The following is a 20,340-nucleotide window of genomic DNA, read 5'->3' as shown; positions in this document are numbered from 1 at the left end:
TCATGACAAAACAGGAAAAATTATTGTGGACTCTGCTGGCGGGAGTGCTTGTGATCCTGTTTCTTTTATCCTCCACAGATTTGATCATCAAGGAGAAGAAAACAGAAATATATCCGGTTTCCGTCATCATCGGAGATACTTCCGATGATTATTACGTAAATTTCAGAAAGGGTGTGGATAAGGCGGCAGAGGAGTATAACGTGGATGTCAGCTTTATTACGCTCTATGAGAAGGGGGATGCCGACCAGCAGATAGAACTGGTTCAAAGGGAGATCAATGACGGGGCATCGGCCATAGTCCTGATTCCCGTAAAGCCGGTGGAATGTATAAAAAAGATGGATGATATAGTTTTAAACAGTCCTGCCGTCATAATGGGAAGCTTACCTCCCAATGAACAGGTTAAAAGCGGCATATCCCCGGATTTTGAGGAGGAGGGGAGCCTGCTTGGACAGGCCATAGCGGCAGAGAATTCTCCGGATATTCCTGTGTGGATATTCACGGAAGGGCTTGACTACGGGTATAACAGGGAAGCCTATGACGGGCTGGTATCTGCTCTGTCAAAATCCGGATTTTCCATGAAGCTTTACGAGAAAAAGGCAGAGGGGACCTTCCGGGAGGCCATTGAGGGCATGGTTTATCCCGGAGGCGGAAAAGCGGTTATTGCAGCTATTGATGCCAGAAGCCTTGATGAGGCCGCGGATATCATTTCCGGAAGTCCGGTATACGGCAATTTCATTGAGGAGCTTTACGGGATCGGCAGTACAACCAAGCTTTTAAAGGAGCTGGACAATGGAATTATTAAGGGACTGATTGCAAGCGACCAGTTTGATGCAGGCTATATGAGCATCGAAAAGGCTGTGGAGGCGGTTCATGGGGGGCTTCAAAGAACGCAGATTGTATTGGATTCTTACTATATCCGCAAACCGGATTTGCGGGAAAGCAAATTTGAAAGGATTTTGTATCCAATTGATTGAGATGGGGGTTGGAATATGAAGAAACGATATGGTATTCTGGCAGTGGCAGTTATCCTGCTGCTGGCTCTATGGGGAGTGTTTTATCAGAGCCGGAAGGAGGAGGGAAGGGAAGAAAAAAAATCAATACGAATTGGAGTGACCTTATACCGCGGGGATGACTCCTTTATCAATACCCTCAGGGGAAATCTTGAGGAGCAGGCCAAGGAATATGAGAAGGAAACAGGAATTAAGGTGGTCATGGAAATCGTGGATGCCAAGGGGAATCAGAATACCCAGAACAGCCAGGTAGACCGCTTCATATCCCTGGGCTATGATGCCATCTGTGTGAATATTGTGGATCGTTCCGTGGCCTCCAATATCATCGGCAAAGCCATGGACGCAAGCCTGCCGGTGGTGTTCTTTAACCGGGAACCGGTAGAAGAGGATATGCGGCGATGGGAAAAGCTTTACTATGTAGGGGAAAATGCGAAAGAGTCCGCAGTTCTTCAGGGTAACATTCTGGTGGATGCTTATAAAAAAGATCCCGCCGCTCTTGACTTAAATGGGGACGGAAAGGTCAGCTATGTCCTTCTGGAGGGAGAAAACAGCCACCAGGATTCCCTGATCCGCACGGAATGGTCCATTCAGACCTTAAAGGATGGCGGGGTACCTTTGGAAAAGATCACCGGAGGGATTGCCAATTGGGACAGAAGCCAGGCATCGGCCTGGATGGAGCAGTGGCTTTTGGAGTATCCGGATGAGGTGGAAGTAGTGATCTGCAATAATGATGATATGGCTTTGGGAGCTGCAGATGCCCTGGACCGGAAAAGAGACATGAGGCCGGTTAAGATTGTAGGGATTGACGGCACGCCTCAGGGTCTTGAAGGGCTTCGTACGGGAAAGCTGTTTGGGACGGTCCAGTGCGACAGCCAGGAGTATGCCAATGTGATTTTTAAGATTGCCGCTGGGGAGTCTCTTGGGCAAAATGTACAGGAAATTGTAAATCTGGACCGGGACAAGTATTATGAGTGCAGCCAGAAGGCACTGACAGCCCAGTAAGAACTTCGCGGCAGGCAGCAAAGTTTTTAATGGGCTGTGGGCAGTCACCAAATGAATATGCAGTATATTCCCCTGGATTGTTGCTTTCACATGAATAATGGCCGATGGTTGTGCACTGTGAGTAAAAATATCGAAATTCTTTGATGAAAACAGGAGAAATCTAAAAAAATCGATACATATCCCAATAATTTTATATGGAAAACTGCACAAAAGAAAGCTATAATGTGCATGTCGGTAAGGTAAAAACACCAATCGATAACAATATAATGATAAGGGAGGATTTATCATGAGATTATTCAAAAAAGCATTAGCAGTAGGTCTTGCGTCAGCAATGGTATTTTCCATGGCAGGCTGTGGAGCCGGTTCCAAGGGAACAACGGCTGCACCAACAGAGGCAACCACGGCAGCAGAGACTAAGAAGGAGGATACAAGCGCGGCAGAAACCACCGCAGAGGCAGTAAAGGATGCTGTCGGCGGAGATGTGGCGGATAAGAAGATCGGTATCTCAATTTACAAATTTGATGATAACTTTATGACACTTTACCGTACAGAACTTCAGCGCTATCTGACAGAAGACGTAGGCTTTAAGAAAGAAAATGTTGTTATCCAGGATGGTAAGGGTGATCAGGCAGAACAGACCAACCAGATCCAGAACTTCATCACTCAGAAATACGATGTATTGATTTTAAACCTTGTGCAGGCTTCTTCTGCTCCGGAAATCACAGATATGTGTAAGGCTGCCGGAATTCCGGTTGTTTACATTAACCGTGAACCAGATACTCAGGAAGAGCAGAGATGGAAAGACGACAAGATCAACGCTACTTATGTAGGCTGTGATGCAAGACAGTCCGGTACCTATCAGGGAGAGGAAATTCTGGAAACCCCCAACAAGGGCGATATTAACGGTGACGGCGTTGTTTCCTATATCATGATCCAGGGTGACCCGGAGAACGTAGATGCTCAGTACAGAACAGAATTCTCTGTTAAGGCTCTTACTGATTCAGGAGCACAGGTAAAAGAACTGTTAAAGCAGCGTGGTGACTGGGATCAGGCAAAAGCTCAGCAGATCGCTCAGGACGCTTTAACACAGTTTGGTGATCAGATCGAAGTAATCTTCTGCAACAACGATGCTATGGCACTGGGTGCTCTTCAGGCAATCGAAGCAGCAGGACGTACAGTAGACAAAGACATCTATTTAGTAGGTGTTGATGCTCTGACAGAGGCTGTTCAGAATGTTATCGAAGGCAAGCAGACAGGTACTGTATTTAACGATCACTTCTCACAGGCTCATGCAGCAGGCGATATGGCTGCTAAGTTTATAAAGGGTGAAGCGGTTGATAATGTAAATATGGTAGACTATATCAAAGTTACCAAAGATAATGCTCAGGAAATTCTTGATAAGTTAAAATAATTTCCAGCAGCCGGTAAAAGAAACGGGTGTGTCGGTAAGGCACACCCGATTTTTAAAAGTATCCCAAGGAAACCGCAATTGAAACACCTTACAGGTATACCTTTATGCCCAAAAAGCATGGGCAATAAATCGGAAACACCTTGCAGGTATACCTTTATGCCCAGAAAACATGGGCAATAAATCGGAAACACCTTGCAGGTATACCTTTATGCCCAGAAAACATGGGCAATAAATTGGAAAGGAGAAACGGGATGGCAGAGGAGTACAGACTGGAAATGATAGGGGTCAGCAAATCCTTCCCTGGCGTTAAAGCGCTGGATAGAATCAACTTAAAAGTACGTCCCGGTACCGTTCACGCCCTGATGGGTGAAAACGGAGCAGGTAAATCGACCCTTATGAAATGCCTTTTCGGCATTTATAAAATGGATGAAGGAAAGGTTCTTATTGACGGAAAAGATGTGAGCATCGCAAATCCTGATGATGCCCTTCACAAGGGGCTTGCCATGGTGCATCAGGAGCTGCAGCCGGTTCCGGCGCGTTCCATTGCGGAAAATATGTACCTGGGAAGATATCCCATAATAAAAATAGGCCCTTTAAAAATGGTCGATCATAAGACCATGAACCAGGAAGCAGAAAAGTGGTTAAAAGATGTAAAAATGAGTTTTAATCCCAGAGCAAAGCTTGGGACACTATCAATCGGACAAATGCAGTCAGTGGAAATTGCAAAGGCAGTGAGCCAGAATGCAAAGCTGGTGATTTTGGATGAACCGACCTCATCGCTGACTGATAATGAAGTGGAGGCGCTGTTTCGCATTATCAGGGATTTAAAAGCCCGGGGCGTTTCCATGATATATATCAGCCATAAGATGGCAGAGATCCGGCAGATTGCCGATGACATCACAATTATGCGTGACGGAACCTACGTAGGCTCCTGGGAAGTAAAAGACATTTCTGATGACGAAATCGTAAAGCAGATGGTGGGCCGGGAACTAAGCAACGTCTATCCGCCCAAGGAAGATTACCGGAAAGAGGAAACAGTTTTAAAAATAAATCACTTAAGCAGCATCCACCGGCGTTCCTTCCAGGATTGCTCCTTTGAATTAAAGAGGGGAGAGATTCTGGGATTCGGGGGCCTGGTAGGCGCCCAGAGAACAGAGCTGATGGAAGCCATCTTTGGAATGCGTCACATTGCAAGCGGGGAGATTGAGATCCTGGGCAAAAAGGTGACCATCAGGCGTCCTCAGGATGCCATTGCCGATTCCGTGGGAATGATCACAGAGGACAGACGGGGGACCGGTATTATCGGCTGTCTGAGCATTGCCGATAACACGGCCATCGCCTCTTACCGGAATTACACAAAGGCCGGAACCATCAACAGCAAAAAGGTGGGGCAGGTAGTAAAGGACAGCATTGCAAAACTGAGCATTAAGACGCCCAATGACAGGACACTGATACAATCCCTGTCAGGGGGAAACCAGCAAAAGGTGATCATCGCCAGATGGCTGGCCAATAACCCGGATATCCTGATCATGGATGAACCTACCAGGGGGATTGACGTGGGTGCAAAATATGAGATTTACCAGATCATGATTGAACTTGTAAAGCAGGGAAAATCGATTATCATGATTTCTTCCGAAATGCCGGAGCTGATCGGCATGTCAAACCGGATTATCGTTATGTGCAATGGCCGTATCACCGGAGAGCTGGAAGATGAAGAGGCAACTCAGGAAAAAATTATGGCATTTGCCACTAAATTTGATTTAGACGATAAAGCAGCAGCAAATTTCACACAGGAGGTTAAATCATGACAGCAAAGAAAGTTAATGCAAAAGATTTACCTATGCAAACAAAAAAGGTTAATATAAAAGATTTCCTTATTAATAACGGAATCATCGTTGTTCTCATCATGCTGGCGATTTTTACCGCAATTAAGCAGCCTACCTTTGGTTCCCCTGATAACTTAAAAAACATTGCCTTAAACGTGGCACCCCGTTTCATCATTGCCTGCGGCGTATCCGGCTGTCTGATTACAAGAGGTACGGACCTTTCTGCCGGACGTATGGTAGGACTTTCCGCCTGTCTTGCAGGTACCTTGCTTCAGAAACCAGGGTACAGCGGAAAATTCTTCCCCAATCTTCCTGACTTTGGAATTTGGTGGGTATTAGTAGTGCTGTTAATCTGCATCGCTGTCTGCGCGATTTTCGGCCTGATCAATGGTATGGTGGTTTCCTTCCTTCAGGTTCCGGCCTTTATCGGAACCCTGGGCATGCAGTTGATCATTTACGGTGTTTGTCTTGTTTATACCAACGCAACTCCAATCGGCGGCTACCGTGCGGCTTATACGGAAGTGGCAAAAGGCAGGCTTTTAGGTGTGATTCCTTACCTATTCTTAATCGCCCTTGCAATTGGGCTTGTGATCTGGTTCATTTATAATAAGACGCCTCACGGCAAATATATGTATGCCATCGGCGGAAACGAGCAGGCAGCAGAAGTTTCCGGTGTTAATACAAAGAAAACGAAAATCATCATTTATGTAACAGCAGCAGCCCTTTACGCATTAGGCGGCTTCCTTGTAGGCGCAAAGTCCGGCGGTTCCTCTGTTAACATGGGAATGGGCTGGGAGCTGGAGGCCATTGCAGCATGTACCATCGGAGGCGTGTCCGTAAACGGAGGTATTGGTAAGGTATCCGGCGTTCTGATCGGCGTGCTGGTATTTGAGATCTTAAAGACCTGTCTCCAGTATCTGGGCGTTGACACCAACTACCAGTACATTGCACAGGGAATCGTTATCGTAGTTGCGATTGCTTTGGATATCAGAAAGTATATTGCAAAGAAGTAGTTTCTATCTATTTCTTAAAAAGTGAAAAAGTGAAAAAGCGAGCCGTAAGAGTCCGGGAACAAAAATATCCTTTTGGACTCCTGGGGCTCGCCTTTTTCGTAGAACTATGGCAGCCTGCTCAGCCTGCTGTTTTGATATTCTCCTGAAAACGTGACGTCTTTTCCGAACCAGGAGGGCGGGATAAAGTTTTCGGCTTCCTCTCTTTCGGGAAATTCCACTTCGGCCAATATAAGCCCTTTAAAACGCCCTTCAAACACATCCAGCTCTATGGTCAGATGGTGGGAGCCTTCCAGGGGGATCAGATACCGTTTTTTCGTAAGGATGTGGCCGTCCGCTTTTTTGATCAGGTGCTCATAGGATTCCCGGGTCAAAGGAAGATTGTATTCCTCCCGCTCTAAAAGGCCCTTTGACTTGTAGGTAAGATAAAAGTTATCATCCTCCCTGCGGACGCGGACAACAGGCTCTGTTGAGAGATACCCCTGCTCGATGAAGTGATGGGGATAGCCGGTGTAACCGGCCAGCGGCTGGGATATGAGATATTTGCGTTCTATTTCCATGGGAAAGTCCTCCTGCTTCAATGTTTTCATTTTCATATGCTGTCAGTATACCACATGGAAACAAAAAGTAGAAGGTGGCGGCAAAATTGAAAGAAAAACATCTTTCAGACTTAAATTGGGGAACAGTGCGCCCTGCTTCACCGGGTATCAGCCGGATATGGGGGCATAACCCTTTGATTCATTAGTATACAAAAAAGGAAAAACGTGGTAATATGGGGAAAACAGTGAAATTCAGGAGATTAAAGATATGAAACGGTTAAGAAAAGGGATCTTTTTGTTTTTACTGACAATCTTGACTGCATTCCAGCTTTATGGATGCGCTCCCATGGAGCAGAAAAAAGATGCCGGGGAAAGTTCGGCATCAGAAGCGGGAACAGAAGGGGTCCCTAAGGAGACAGGCCCTAAGATCGGAGTGAGCATATACCGTTATGACGATACGTTCATGAAGCTGTATCGTTTGGAGCTAAAGCAATATCTGGAAGAAACCTATCATGCAGAAGTGATCATGCGCAATGCCGGAGGGGATCAGAAAGAGCAGGACCGGCAGGTGGACCAGTTTATCTCAGACGGCTGTGACGGGATCATTGTAAATCCTGTAGAGATTCTGGCAGCGGGAGAGTTTGCAGATGCCTGCGGCAAGGCAGGGATCCCTTTGGTTTTTATTAACCGGGAGCCGAAAGAGGAAGAGCAGAAGCGGTGGCAGGAAAAACACATAGCAGTGTCCTGCATTGGAACAGATTCCAGGCAGGCAGGCACCTATCAGGGAGAAATCATCCTGGAAACGCCGGATAAAGGAGATTTAAACGGCGATGGAGTGGTGTCTTATGTCATGCTCATGGGAGAGGAAGGCAATGAGGACAGCCGGTACCGGACGGAATACTCCATTAAAGCCCTGGAAGAAGGGGGAATGAAGACGGAAGAACTGTTTTCCGGAAATGGAAACTGGAACAAGGATGAAGGGAAAAGGCTTGCCAAAGAGGCGCTGGATTCCTGGGGAAGCAGGATAGAAGTGATCTTCTGCAACAATGATTCCATGGCAAACGGCGCATTGGAAGCCGCGGAAGAGGCAGGCCGTGTGCCTGGAAAGGATGTTTACCTGGTTGGGGTGGACGCCCTTCAGGATACGGTAAAATATATTAAAGAGGGTAAAATAACCGGCACTGTTTTAAACGATCATGAGGGACAATCCCAGACGGCCGCCGATACTTTGGTGAAAATGATTGACGGGGAAGACGTGGACACAAGGTATCAGGTGGATTATATCAAGGTCACTGCAATCAGTACCTTTCATACGTTAAAAGGAGAGGATTAAGATGGGGAAAGTATACGCGTTTTTAGCTGACGGATCAGAAGAGGTGGAGTTATTGGCAGTTGTGGATATTTTAAAAAGGGGCGGCCAGGAGGTAACATTAGTTTCCGTTACAGGGAAAAGGGATGTGATAAGCGCCCACCAGATAAAGATCCAGGCGGATTTTGAATTTTCAGAGGTAGACTGTAAGGATGCTGATCTGCTGTTTCTTCCCGGCGGAATGCCGGGGACCAGGAATTTAGGGGCTCATGAGGGGCTGTTGAATTCCTTAAGACAGGCCCATAAGGAAAACAGGAGAATAGGGGCTATCTGTGCGGCCCCAAGCATTTTGGGAAAGCTTGGCATCCTGGAAGGGAAAAAAGCCACCTGCTTTCCGGGCTTTGAGCCGGAGCTAAAGGGAGCCGTGTATACAAAACAGGGGGTTGTTACCCATGGAAACATAACCACTGCCAGGGGACTGGGCTATGCGCTGGATATGGGAATCGAACTTCTTGGCCTTCTGACGGATGGAGACCATGCCCGCCAGGTAAAGGAGGCAATCCAGTACGACCATATTTCCGTGTAATGGGGCAGGTGAACGTATGAAAAGGAAATGGGTATTGCCGGTATTGGCGGCTGTTTTCCTCAGTCTGCTTACCGGATGTGAAAAGAAGAATCCATATGGATTGTCAGAAAAGGATCCGGTCACCATCACCATCTGGCATTATTACAATGGCGTCCAGAAAGAAGAGTTTGACCGCCTGGTGCAGCAGTTCAATGAAAATGAAGGAAGAGAAAAAGGGATCATTGTTAAGGCATTTAACAAGGGAAGCATTGACGAATTAAGCTCTCTGGTCAATGAAAGCATTGAAAAGAAGATTGGATCAGAACCCCTGCCAGACGTATTTTCCGCCTATGTGGATAAGGTCTACGAAGTGGATCAGATGGGTTTGGCAGCGGATTTAAGCAATTATCTGACCTCAGAGGAATTAACGGAATATGTGGATGCTTACATAGAAGAAGGCAGGTTTGACAGTACCGGGGCCATCAAGGTATTTCCTATTGCAAAATCCACCGAGATCCTTACGGTGAACAAGACGGACTGGGATAAGTTTGCACAGGCAACAGGAGCGACGGAGGAGGCTCTTTCCACCTGGGAAGGGATCACCCGTGTGGCGGAATCCTATTATAAATGGACGGACAGTTTAACGGAGACGGCTGATGACGGTAAGGCCTTTTTTGGAAGAGATGCTTTTGCCAATTATATGATCATCGGCAGCTTCCAACTGGGTCATGAAATTTTTAAGGTAAAGGATGGGAAAACAGTACTGGATTTTAATAAGCCCACTGTGCGAAAACTGTGGGATCACTATTATATCCCTTATGTGAACGGATATTTTGGCTCTTATGGGAAATTCCGAAGCGATGATGTGAAAACAGGCCAGTTGGCGGCATTTGTGGGGGCCACCAGCGGGATTGCCTATTTTCCCACCTCAGTGACTCTGGAGGATGGGACCAACTACGTCATAGAAAGCAAGCTTTATCCTCTTCCCAATTTTCAGGGAGCCATACCCTGTGCGGTTCAGCAGGGGGCCGGTATGATGGTGTTTAAATCCGAAGAAAAGCGGGAATATGCGGCAACGCTTTTCTTAAAATGGTTTACTGCCCTGGAACAAAATATGGAATTTGCCATTGGTTCCGGTTATCTTCCTGTGAAAAAGGCGGCCGGGAACCAGGAGATGCTAAAGCCCTTTCTGGCGGAAGCAGGTGAGAACAGCACGGTATCACAGAATCTTCTCATCGGCCTTGATACGGCCAATCAGTACAGGCTTTACACCTCAAAACCTTTTAAAGGAGGCGACCGTGCCAGAGGCGTGCTGAATTCTTCCATGGCTTTAAAGGCAAAGGAAGATTATAACCAGATACGCACTCTCATGGATCAGGGAGTAAAAAGAGAAAATGCGGTTGCAAATTTTGTGACAGAGGAGAATTTTGATAACTGGTACAGGGATACATTGGGGCAGTTGGAGGCGATTGTCGGAGAGTAAGGTTAAAAGAAAAACATCTTTTGATCTTGAGCTTGTGAACAGCGTGCCCCGCTTCATGGGGTATCAACTGGATATGCAGGCATATCCGCTTGGTTCGTTAGGGTGCAATTTATGAAGAACAAAAGAAGTGAATCCATTCGCACCCAACTGCTGGGACCATTGCTCATCCTACTGGTCCTGCAGGCGGCGGTCATAGCAGGGTTGGTGTTGTTTGGCGGAGTTTCTATCAAATTAAAAAATAATGAAATTCATATTTTAAGCGAAAATACGGAAAATACAAAGCTGGGGCTGGAAAAGGAGACCTTTCACCATTGGGTCATCATGTTTAATAATTCCTATTTTATAACTGACGGGATTCAGCAGGTGCTGGAGGGAGAAGGGCGCCGGTCAAAAGATATTTTTACGGATTATGCGCTGAATAGGAAAATCGTTGATAAGATCATGGAAAAGTCCATAGAAATGCTCCATTTAAGCCATGCTACGGGAGTTTTTATGGTTTTAAACGGCCCTGCGGCCAAGAACAGTCCGGCTGAAATGAAGGCGGGCTTTTACGTGAGGAATTCCAATTCAGGGGGATATTTAAAGGATAATTCCTCTCTTCTGATGGAAAGAGGTCTGCCATCCATAGCAGAAAAATACGACATTCCTCTGGATTCCTTCTGGGAGCTTGGCTTTCAGGAAAGTGAGGATGGCAAATCCTCCTCTTTTTATAAAAATCCTTATCTTATGGCAGTCCAGAATCAGGCGGCACCGGATGATTCCATGAAATTTGCCTATTTAAGCCCCCCTTTCCGTTTAAGCCCCAGGGATATGCCGGTTATAACCTATTCCATCCCCATTATTCTCCAGGATGGGACCATTGTGGGAACATACGGACTGGAAATGACCCTAAACCAACTGGAACAGATCCTGGGAGAGGACCAGTCAAACGGCAGCTTTGAAGAGTGCTGGCTTTTGGGCATCCGGAATAAGGAGACAAAAACCATTGTACCGGTAGCATATTCAGGGTATCTGTATAACCAGTATTTTAATGAAAGTCCAAGGATCAATTATGAGAATAACGAGGAAGAAAGCATCAGCGAACTGAAGTCCTCGGAAGGCACCAAGTGGTACGCCAGCATAAGAAGCCTTGATGTCTACGGAAACAACAGCCCCTTTGAAAGGGAAGAGTGGGTACTGGCCGGCATTGCACGCCAGAATGATCTGCTTTCTTTTTATAATGCCATCCGGCGCATGCTTTTCAGCTCTATGGTGGTGCCTCTTGTATTCAGCCTGTTAGGAGCTTTTGTCATAGGAAAGATCATGACCGAACCCATCCGCAGACTGGTCATGGAATTAAGAGGGAAGTCAGGGACCCGGGGGCTTTCCCTTAAGCGGGTACACATAAGAGAAATTGATGAGCTGTCGGAAACCATTGAACAGTTAAACTGGGATGTGGAAAGGGCCTCATCAAAGATTTCCAGCATCCTGGAACATGCCAATGTTCTCATCGGTGTATTTGAATTCGAGGAGGAGGCTGACCGTGTATTCTGCAGCCGGTCGTTGTTTGAGATGCTGGGATGGGGCTGCATGGAAGAACCATACTGTTATATAAAAACAGAAAAGTTTAAGAAGTACATGGAAAAGACCTTTACCGGAATCAAAATGAAAGGGGACCGTATTCTGCAGTGTCTGGAAGGTCCGGAAGGAACCCGGTGGGTAGAATTTATCCTGGACGGATCAAAAAAAGGGACAATTCTCGGGGTGTGTTCGGATGTGACTGCGGATGTGGAGGAGAAGGAAAAACTGGAGAGGGAGCGGAATTATGACCTGCTGACAGAGATTTACAACCGGAGGGCATTTCGGGAACAGGTGGAGGCTGCTGTGAAAAAGCAGAAAAAGAAGTTCTCTGCCCTTGTCATGTGGGATCTGGATAATTTAAAATATATTAACGACACATACGGGCATGACGAAGGAGACAGGTATATTGTTCTGTTTGCCAACTGCTTAAAAATATTTTCAGAAAAGGGAGGAATCATAGCCAGATATTCGGGAGATGAATTTGTCACCTTTCTGGAAGCAGATGATAAGGAAGAGATCAGAAAAAAGGTCCGTGAATTCATGAGACACATTCAAAAGTTCGCTTTGAACATGGAAGGAGGATACCAGTTTCCCGTCCGGGTATCAGGAGGGCTTTCCTGGTATCCGGACGATGCCCGGGACTTTGAAACCCTGTTTAATTATGCGGATTTTGCCATGTATATGGTGAAGCACAGTGTAAAAGGGATCGTAAAGGAGTTTGATTTTAACGAATATACCCATAATTCCTATATGCTCGCCGGCAGTGAAGAGCTTAACCGGATGCTGGAGAAAAAGGAGGTTCGTTTTGCATTTCAGCCAATTGCAACAAGGGAAGGAACCCTCTACGGCTATGAGCTGCTGATGCGTCCGGAATTTGCAAATTTAAAAGGAATCAGTGAGGTTCTTAATCTGGCAAGGGCTCAGGCAAAGCTTCCCCAGATGGAGACTCTCACCTGGTTTGCAGGTCTTAAAGCTGTGATGGAGGAAATCCAGGCCGGGCAATTGGGACCGGATGTAAAGCTGTTCATCAATTCCATTGCCAGTGTCTGTTTAACGGAAGTGGAGCAGGCGGAGCTTGAAGAAACCTATGGAGAGCTGCTTCACCGGATCGTCATTGAAATGACAGAAGGAGAACCGGCAAACCATGATTTCATGGAGCGGAAGATCGATATGGCCAGACAGTGGAAGGGGCAGGTGGCCATCGATGATTTTGGGGCAGGATATAACAGCGAAGCCATTCTCTTTCGCATGAGGCCGGATATCATTAAGGTGGATATCAATCTGGTAAAACGGGTCCACGAAGACCCTAACCGCCAGATCATTTTAAGGAGCATTTTGAATTTCGCAGAAAAGAACAGCATCATTGTTCTGGCAGAGGGAGTAGAAACTCCGGAAGAACTGGAATTTCTCATGAATTGCGGGGTTTTCCTGTTCCAGGGATACTACATTGCCAGACCTCAGATGGAGATCAGGCCCCTTGATCCCTACATCGTAAATCGAATGCAGGAGTTTTCAGGAAAAACCTGATTTAATCGTAAATAGTACTGGAATTTACGGGACGAGTATGATATAATGTTAAACTGAAGTGTAACGCCCTGTCGAATTGGCGGTTCACATATATTTCAAGGAGGAACCCTTTAATGAGTTTACAAGTAGAAAAATTAGAAAAGAACATGGCAAAGTTAACCGTAGAAGTGTCAGCGGAGGAGTTTGACAAGGCTCTTACCGCAGCTTACAATAAGAATAAGGGCAGATTCAACATCCCCGGTTTCAGAAAAGGGAAAGCTCCTCAGGCCATGGTTGAGAAGATGTACGGAGCAGGCGTTTTATATGAAGATGCAGTAAATGAAGCTCTTGATGCAACATACGGCGATGCAGCGGAAGAAAGCGGACTGGACATCGTTTCCAGACCTGAAATTGACATCGTACAGGTAGAAAAGGGAAAGACCCTGATCTATACTGCGACTGTTGCTGTTAAGCCGGAAGTGACCCTGGGCGAGTATAAGGGAATTGAAGTGACCAAGGCATCTGCCGAAGTGACTGAAGAAGACATTGATGCTGAATTAAAGAAAGTCCAGGAGCAGAATTCCAGACTTATCACCGTAGAGGACAGAACCGTAGAGGATGGTGACCAGACGGTTATCGATTTTGAAGGTTTTGTGGACGGAAAGACATTTGAGGGCGGCAAGGGTGAGGACTATCCTCTTACCATCGGTTCCCATTCCTTCATCGATACCTTTGAAGAGCAGTTAATCGGCAAGAACATCGGCGAAGAGTGCGACATCAACGTGACCTTCCCAAATGAATATCATGCAACAGAACTGGCAGGAAAACCGGCTTTATTTAAGGTGACGGTAAAGGAAATCAAGAGAAAAGAACTTCCTGAGTTAAACGATGAGTTTGCAAGCGAAGTTTCTGAATTCGAGACATTAGAAGAGTACAAGAAAGACATCAGCGAAAAGGTTGCTTTAGGAAAAGAAAAAGCAGCAGCAACAGAGAACGAAGACCGTGTGGTAGAAAAAGTTGTTGAAAATGCCACTATGGAGATTCCGGAGCCAATGATTGACGGCCAGGTGAACAATATGGTTAATGACTATGCAAGAAGAATGCAGAGCCAGGGCCTGTCTCTTGACCAGTACATGAAATTTACAGGCATGACTCTCCAGTCCTTAAAAGAGCAGATGAGACCTCAGGCTCTTAAGAGAATCCAGACAAGACTGGTACTGGAAGCTGTTGTAAAGGCAGAGAATATCACTGCTTCTGACGAAGCTGTTGAGAAAGAGATCGCAAGCATGGCAGAAGCTTATAAGATGGAAGCCACTATGGTGAGAGAATCTCTTGGTGAGAGCGGCATTCAGCAGATGAAGGAAGATCTGGCAGTTCAGGAAGCAGTAGATTTTCTGGTTGCTGAAGCAAAATTAGTTTAAGAAGTTTAACCTGAATAGATTCCTGGCATTTTGTCCGGAGTCTATTCAGCTTTGAGGAGAAACACCCTACGGGTATCCCTTTATGCCCGGAATACGTGGGCAAATATAGGAAACACCCTACGGGTATCCCTTTATGCCCAGAATACGTGGGCAAATATAGGAAACACCCTACGGGTATCCCTTTATGCCCAGAATACGTGGGCAAATATAGGAAAGCAGACAGGAGGAAGACAGATGAGTTTAGTACCTTATGTCATTGAATCAACCAGTAAGGGCGAGCGTTCTTACGATATTTATTCCAGACTTCTCAAGGAGAGGATTATTTTTCTTGGGGAAGAGGTGTCTGATGTATCAGCAAGCCTTGTTGTGGCCCAGTTGTTATTTTTAGAGGCAGAGGATCCTAATAAGGATATCAACATTTATATAAACAGCCCTGGCGGTTCCGTTACTGCAGGCATGGCGATTTATGATACCATGAACTTCATTAAATGCGATGTTTCCACTGTTTGTATGGGAATGGCAGCCAGCATGGGAGCATTTTTGCTGGCAGGCGGCGCAAAGGGAAAACGGTTTGCCCTTCCTAATGCAGAAGTTATGATTCATCAGCCTTCCGGTGGAGCAAAGGGTCAGGCTACCGAGATCCGGATCGTAGCTGAAAACATACTGAAGATAAAGAAGCGGTTAAATGAAATTCTGTCCGCAAACACAGGTCAGCCCTATGAGGTGATCGAACGGGATACGGAACGGGATAATTATATGAATGCGGAAGAGGCAAAAGCATATGGCTTGATTGATGATATCATCTACAGCCATGACCGATAAACATTTGTGCCCAGACAGCAGGCGGGGTTAATAGGAAATACCCTGAGGGTATTGTCCTATGCCCCAACAGCAAGGGCAGTTGGCAGGAAATGTCCTGCGGTTATGTCTCTATGCCCGGACAGCAGGGCGATTTACAGGAAATACCCTACGGGTATACCTTATGCCCTAAAAGCAGGGTGATTTATAGGAAACACCCTTCGGGTATCCCTTTATGCCCAGAGGGCGTGGGCAAGAATTAGAAAGAATGAGGTGTGTATATGCCGGTCAGAACAGACGACAAGATCCGATGCTCTTTTTGCGGAAAAACCCAGGACCAGGTGAAGAAACTCATTGCCGGTTCCAATAATGTCTATATCTGTGACGAGTGCATTGATTTGTGCGCAGAGATATTGGAGGAAGAATTCGACAGCCATGAGGAAGAAGGGCCTGATTTTGGCGACATCAACCTGATGAAACCGAAGGAAATCAAGGCATTTTTAGACGATTACGTCATTGGCCAGGATAATGCAAAAAAAGTATTGTCTGTAGCAGTCTATAACCACTACAAGAGAATCACTTCCAGAAAGAAAATGGATGTGGATGTGCAAAAGAGTAATATTCTGATGTTAGGTCCTACCGGATCCGGTAAAACCTACCTTGCGCAGACGCTGGCAAAGGTCTTAAATGTTCCTTTTGCCATTGCAGATGCCACCGCTCTTACAGAGGCCGGGTATGTAGGCGAGGATGTGGAAAACATTCTTTTAAAGCTCATCCAGTCGGCTGATTACGACATCAGCAGGGCAGAATATGGAATCATCTACATTGATGAAATTGATAAAATCACAAAGAAGTCGGAGAATGTCTCCATTACCAGAGATGTTTCCGGTGAAGGCGTACAGCAGGCTCTGTTAAAAATCCTGGAAGGTTCGGTTGCCAGCGTTCCCCCTCAGGGAGGAAGAAAGCATCCTCATCAGGAGCTTCTGCAGATCAACACCACTAATATCCTGTTTATCTGCGGCGGTGCCTTTGACGGGCTGGAAAAGATCATTGAACGCCGTTTAAGTGTCGGTTCCATCGGCTTTAATGCGGAAATCGTAGATAAGAATAAGATGGATATTGATGATCTTCTGAAAAAGACCCTTCCTGAGGATCTGGTGAAATTCGGATTGATACCGGAGTTTATCGGCCGTGTGCCCATCACCGTATCACTGGAACTCCTGGATAGTGAAGCGCTTGTGAAGATTTTGACGGAACCCAAGAATGCCCTGGTGAAACAGTATCAAAAATTGTTTGAACTGGATGACGTTAAGCTTGAGCTGACCAGTGATGCGGTAGAACGGATTGCAGAACTGGCAGTGGAGAGAAAGACCGGCGCCAGAGGCCTTCGTTCCATTATGGAAAGTGTAATGATGGAGTTAATGTACGAGATTCCATCTGACAGCAGCATCGGAATCTGTACGATTACCAAAGATGTTGTAGATAAAAAGGGTGAGCCGGAGCTGATTTATCGGGACACGGCAGTCCCCAGAAAGTCACTGGCTCAGAAGTTAAGAAAAGATAAGACAGGCGAGATCGCATAGGTCCCTGCATGAGTCGGGAAGGTGTTACAGCGAGAAAATCTGCTGGAACACCTTTTTGAGTGCAAAGGAGAGAACACAATGGTGGATAAGATAATCACAATGCCAGTTATCGCCCTGCGCGGCATGACTGTTCTTCCCAAAATGATGCTGCATTTTGATATCAGCCGGACAAAATCAATTGCGGCCGTGGAGAAGGCGATGGTAGGGGACCAGAAGGTTTGTCTGGTTACTCAGAGAAATTCTGAGGAAGCCGACCCTGGAATCGAAGATTTATATCAGGTGGGCACAGTGGCCCTGGTTAAGCAGTTGGTAAAGCTGCCTAATAATGTGATCCGTGTTATGGTGGAAGGTGTGGAACGGGTGGAGCTTTTGGCTCTTGACAGCGAGGAACCCATGCTTGTGGGAGAAGTGGAAAGAACTTTGGAATTAGATGATTCCCTTGATTATATCACCAGACAGGCCATGATACAGATCATTCAGGAAAAGCTGGAGGAATACGGCAAAGAAAATCCCAGGATTGGGAAAGAAGTACTTCCCAATCTTATGGCGCTTGCAGATCTTGGGGAGCTTTTGGACCAGATCGCCGTACAGCTTTCCTGGGATTACCGGGTGCGTCAGCAGGTGCTTGAAAGTGCTCTTCTGGAGGACCGGTATGCGCTGGTCCTGAAGCAGATGATAACGGAGATCGAGGTCACAAGGGTAAAGCGGGAATTACAGTCTCACGTCAAGGAACGGATTGACAAGAATCAGAAGGACTATATTTTAAGGGAGCAGCTTAAGGTGATCCGGGAGGAACTGGGAGAGGACAACCCTCTGTCCGATGGGGACGAGTATTTGAGAAGGCTGAAGGCTTTAAAGGCGGATAAGGAAACCAGGGATAAGATCCAGAAGGAGATTGACCGGTTTAAGGCCATGCCTGGAGGAAGCCAGGAAGCCAATGTTGTTCGCATGTACCTTGAGACGGCCCTGGAGCTCCCGTGGAAGAAACTTTCCAGGGATAATAACAGCATTATCCATGCGGAGGAAATCTTAAATGAGGATCATTACGGCCTGGAGAAGGTAAAGGAGCGGATCTTGGAATATCTGGCAGTCCGGGTGCTTACAAAAAAGGGATCCAGTCCCATTATCTGTCTGGTAGGTCCTCCCGGAACAGGAAAAACCTCCATTGCCAGGTCAGTGGCAAAGGCGTTAAATAAGGAATATGTAAGGATCAGCCTGGGAGGGATCCGGGATGAGGCGGAGATTCGCGGACACCGGAAAACCTATGTGGGTGCCATGCCAGGCAGAATCGTGGAAGCCTTGAGACAGGCCGGAGTCAGTAATCCCCTGATGCTTCTTGATGAGATTGACAAGGTAAGCAGGGATTACAAAGGAGATACGTCTTCCGCCCTTCTGGAAGTGCTGGACAGCGAGCAGAATGTAAAATTCCGGGATCACTATGTGGAGATTCCCATCGATTTATCAAATGTGCTGTTTCTTGCAACGGCCAATACCACTACCACCATACCGGGGCCTCTTCTGGACCGTATGGAAGTAATTGAAGTAAACAGCTATACGGAGAATGAAAAATTCCATATTGCAAAGAATTACTTAGTAAGAAAGCAGCGGGAAAAGAATGGACTTAGGTCAAATCAGGTAACCATATCAGACGAGGCCCTTGAAAAGATCATTCATCATTATACCAGAGAGGCCGGAGTCAGGAACCTGGAGCGGCGGATCGGGGCTGTTTTCAGAAAAGCTGCAAGGGAATTCCTGGAGGATGAAAAGAAAACTGTAAAGATAACGGAAAGCAACCTGGAAAAGTATTTAGGCAAGGAAAAGGTGCTTTTTGAAGATGTTAACGAGGAGGACCAGGTGGGGATCGTAAGAGGCCTTGCATGGACCAGCGTCGGTGGCAATACCCTTCAAATCGAAGTCAATGTCATGCCCGGAAAGGGGACTCTTCAGATGACCGGACAGATGGGGGATGTAATGAAAGAATCCGCCCAGACCGCTTTAAGCTATGTCAGGTCGGTGTGTCCGGAATTTAAGGTGAAGGATGACTATTTTGAAAAGCACGATATCCATCTTCACATTCCGGAAGGAGCTGTGCCAAAGGATGGCCCGTCGGCGGGAATCACTATGGCAACGGCTATGCTGTCAGCAGTTACCAACCGGAAGGTAAACGCCAGGGTGGCCATGACAGGGGAGATCACTCTCCGCGGCCGTGTTCTGCCCATCGGAGGCCTTAAGGAAAAGATCCTGGCTGCCCGTATGGCCCATGTGGAGAAGGTTCTTGTTCCTGAGAGAAACCGTCCGGATATTGCAGAACTGTCAGAGGAGATCACCGGCGGCCTTGAAATCGTTTACGCAAAGGACATGTCAGAGGTTTTAAAAGAAGCTTTCGCCCAGGAATAGAGACGCTCAAAGAACCATGGGATGGGAGTGGAAAGGAAATACTTTCTGGATGTACCGTTGCACCCGTAAAAGCGGGGTGGCCTTGCCAAAAGAGCGTGGGCAAGAAAGAGGAAACCCCTTACAGGGATACCTGTATGCCCAAAAACATGGGCAAGAAAGAGGAAACCCCTTACAGGGATACCTGTATGCCCAAAAAACATGGGCAAGAAAGAGGAAACCCCTTACAGGGATACCTGTATGCCCAAAAAACATGGGCAAGAAAGAGGAAATCATATGATCATTAAAACAGTAGAACTGGAGACTGTATGTGGAATCACCAGCAAGCTTCCGGAGAATACAAAACCGGAGTTTGCCTTTGCAGGCAAGTCCAATGTGGGAAAATCTTCTCTCATTAATGCCCTGATGAACCGCAAATCCTTTGCCAGGATCTCGTCCCAGCCGGGGAAGACTCAGACCATTAATTTTTATAATATCAACGATGCGTTTTACTATGTGGATCTTCCAGGCTACGGCTATGCCAAGGTATGTCTGGAAGTAAAGGCCAAATGGGGGAAAATGATAGAAAATTACCTCCATAAGTCACCAATGCTCCGGTGTGTGTTTTTGTTGATCGATATCCGTCACGAGCCTTCTGAAAATGATAAGACCATGTATGACTGGATCGTCCACAACGGTTACCAGCCTATAATCATTGCGACTAAGCTGGACAAGATCAAAAGGAGTCAGGTACAAAAATCAGTAAAAATTCTTCGCCAGGGTCTTGGGCTGGGAAGTGATGTGACGGTCATTCCCTTTTCCGCTGAGACAAAGCAGGGAAGGGAAGAGATATGGGAGATGATTTCAGAAACCGTAAATAGTCTTGACAAGGAGTAAAAATCTTTTTATAATGAACCTATTTATTACATAGAGTTCATTATAAT

15 protein-coding genes are annotated in these 20,340 nt (G+C 46.5%); 14 read left to right on the top strand and 1 reads right to left on the bottom strand.

The window, feature by feature from the left end; translation table 11 throughout:
* Positions 1–2 precede the first annotated feature (2 nt).
* From ACYVD3_RS16230 to ACYVD3_RS16210, 5 genes are all read left to right on the top strand, one after another.
* Positions 3–974 carry a sugar ABC transporter substrate-binding protein gene (locus ACYVD3_RS16230; protein WP_460643521.1) on the top strand — a complete coding sequence of 324 codons (972 nt, stop codon included), beginning with the start codon at positions 3–5 and terminating at the stop codon, positions 972–974.
* Between the two features lie 15 nt (positions 975–989).
* Positions 990–2,012, top strand: a complete 1,023-nt coding sequence (locus ACYVD3_RS16225; RefSeq protein WP_460643520.1) for a galactose ABC transporter substrate-binding protein — start codon at positions 990–992, stop codon at positions 2,010–2,012.
* A gap of 286 nt (positions 2,013–2,298) precedes the next feature.
* Complete coding sequence (locus ACYVD3_RS16220; protein ID WP_460643519.1) at positions 2,299–3,423, top strand: galactose ABC transporter substrate-binding protein; 1,125 nt, start codon at positions 2,299–2,301, stop codon at positions 3,421–3,423.
* Positions 3,424–3,674: 251 nt separating this feature from the next.
* Complete coding sequence (locus ACYVD3_RS16215) at positions 3,675–5,231, top strand: sugar ABC transporter ATP-binding protein (RefSeq protein WP_460643518.1); 1,557 nt, start codon at positions 3,675–3,677, stop codon at positions 5,229–5,231.
* A 32-nt stretch (positions 5,232–5,263) separates the two neighbouring features.
* Complete coding sequence (locus tag ACYVD3_RS16210; RefSeq protein ID WP_460643550.1) at positions 5,264–6,262, top strand: galactose/methyl galactoside ABC transporter permease MglC; 999 nt, start codon at positions 5,264–5,266, stop codon at positions 6,260–6,262.
* Between the two features lie 104 nt (positions 6,263–6,366).
* On the opposite strand, the gene ACYVD3_RS16205 is transcribed toward ACYVD3_RS16210, so the two are convergent.
* Positions 6,367–6,819: a CYTH domain-containing protein gene (locus ACYVD3_RS16205; RefSeq protein ID WP_460643517.1), complete on the bottom strand. Its 453-nt coding sequence runs from the start codon at positions 6,817–6,819 to the stop codon at positions 6,367–6,369.
* 247 nt (positions 6,820–7,066) lie between these two features.
* Here ACYVD3_RS16205 and ACYVD3_RS16200 point away from each other — a divergent pair, with 247 nt between their 5' ends.
* The 9 genes from ACYVD3_RS16200 to yihA all read left to right on the top strand — a co-directional run bounded on the left by ACYVD3_RS16200 (position 7,067) and on the right by yihA (position 20,293).
* Positions 7,067–8,131 (top strand): galactose ABC transporter substrate-binding protein, encoded by a 1,065-nt coding sequence (locus ACYVD3_RS16200; RefSeq protein WP_460643516.1) that lies wholly within the window; start codon positions 7,067–7,069, stop codon positions 8,129–8,131.
* A 1-nt stretch (position 8,132) separates the two neighbouring features.
* Positions 8,133–8,693, top strand: coding sequence for a DJ-1 family glyoxalase III (locus ACYVD3_RS16195; protein WP_460643515.1), 561 nt, complete (start codon positions 8,133–8,135; stop codon positions 8,691–8,693).
* 16 nt (positions 8,694–8,709) lie between these two features.
* Positions 8,710–10,155, top strand: a complete 1,446-nt coding sequence (locus ACYVD3_RS16190; RefSeq protein ID WP_460643514.1) for an extracellular solute-binding protein — start codon at positions 8,710–8,712, stop codon at positions 10,153–10,155.
* Between the two features lie 111 nt (positions 10,156–10,266).
* Positions 10,267–13,242: an EAL domain-containing protein gene (locus ACYVD3_RS16185; protein WP_460643513.1), complete on the top strand. Its 2,976-nt coding sequence runs from the start codon at positions 10,267–10,269 to the stop codon at positions 13,240–13,242.
* A 113-nt stretch (positions 13,243–13,355) separates the two neighbouring features.
* Complete coding sequence (gene tig / locus ACYVD3_RS16180; protein ID WP_460643512.1) at positions 13,356–14,642, top strand: trigger factor; 1,287 nt, start codon at positions 13,356–13,358, stop codon at positions 14,640–14,642.
* 234 nt (positions 14,643–14,876) lie between these two features.
* Positions 14,877–15,464: an ATP-dependent Clp endopeptidase proteolytic subunit ClpP gene (gene clpP, locus ACYVD3_RS16175; RefSeq protein ID WP_460643511.1), complete on the top strand. Its 588-nt coding sequence runs from the start codon at positions 14,877–14,879 to the stop codon at positions 15,462–15,464.
* Positions 15,465–15,721: 257 nt separating this feature from the next.
* On the top strand, positions 15,722–17,023 hold the full coding sequence (gene clpX, locus ACYVD3_RS16170) for an ATP-dependent Clp protease ATP-binding subunit ClpX (RefSeq protein ID WP_460643510.1): 1,302 nt from the start codon (positions 15,722–15,724) through the stop codon (positions 17,021–17,023).
* A 78-nt stretch (positions 17,024–17,101) separates the two neighbouring features.
* Positions 17,102–19,420, top strand: coding sequence for an endopeptidase La (gene lon, locus ACYVD3_RS16165; RefSeq protein ID WP_460643509.1), 2,319 nt, complete (start codon positions 17,102–17,104; stop codon positions 19,418–19,420).
* A 273-nt stretch (positions 19,421–19,693) separates the two neighbouring features.
* Positions 19,694–20,293 carry a ribosome biogenesis GTP-binding protein YihA/YsxC gene (gene yihA, locus ACYVD3_RS16160; protein WP_460643508.1) on the top strand — a complete coding sequence of 200 codons (600 nt, stop codon included), beginning with the start codon at positions 19,694–19,696 and terminating at the stop codon, positions 20,291–20,293.
* Positions 20,294–20,340 lie beyond the last annotated feature (47 nt).

The organism is Lacrimispora brassicae (assembly GCF_054772055.1).
This window is presented reverse-complemented; position numbering and strand designations above follow the sequence as displayed.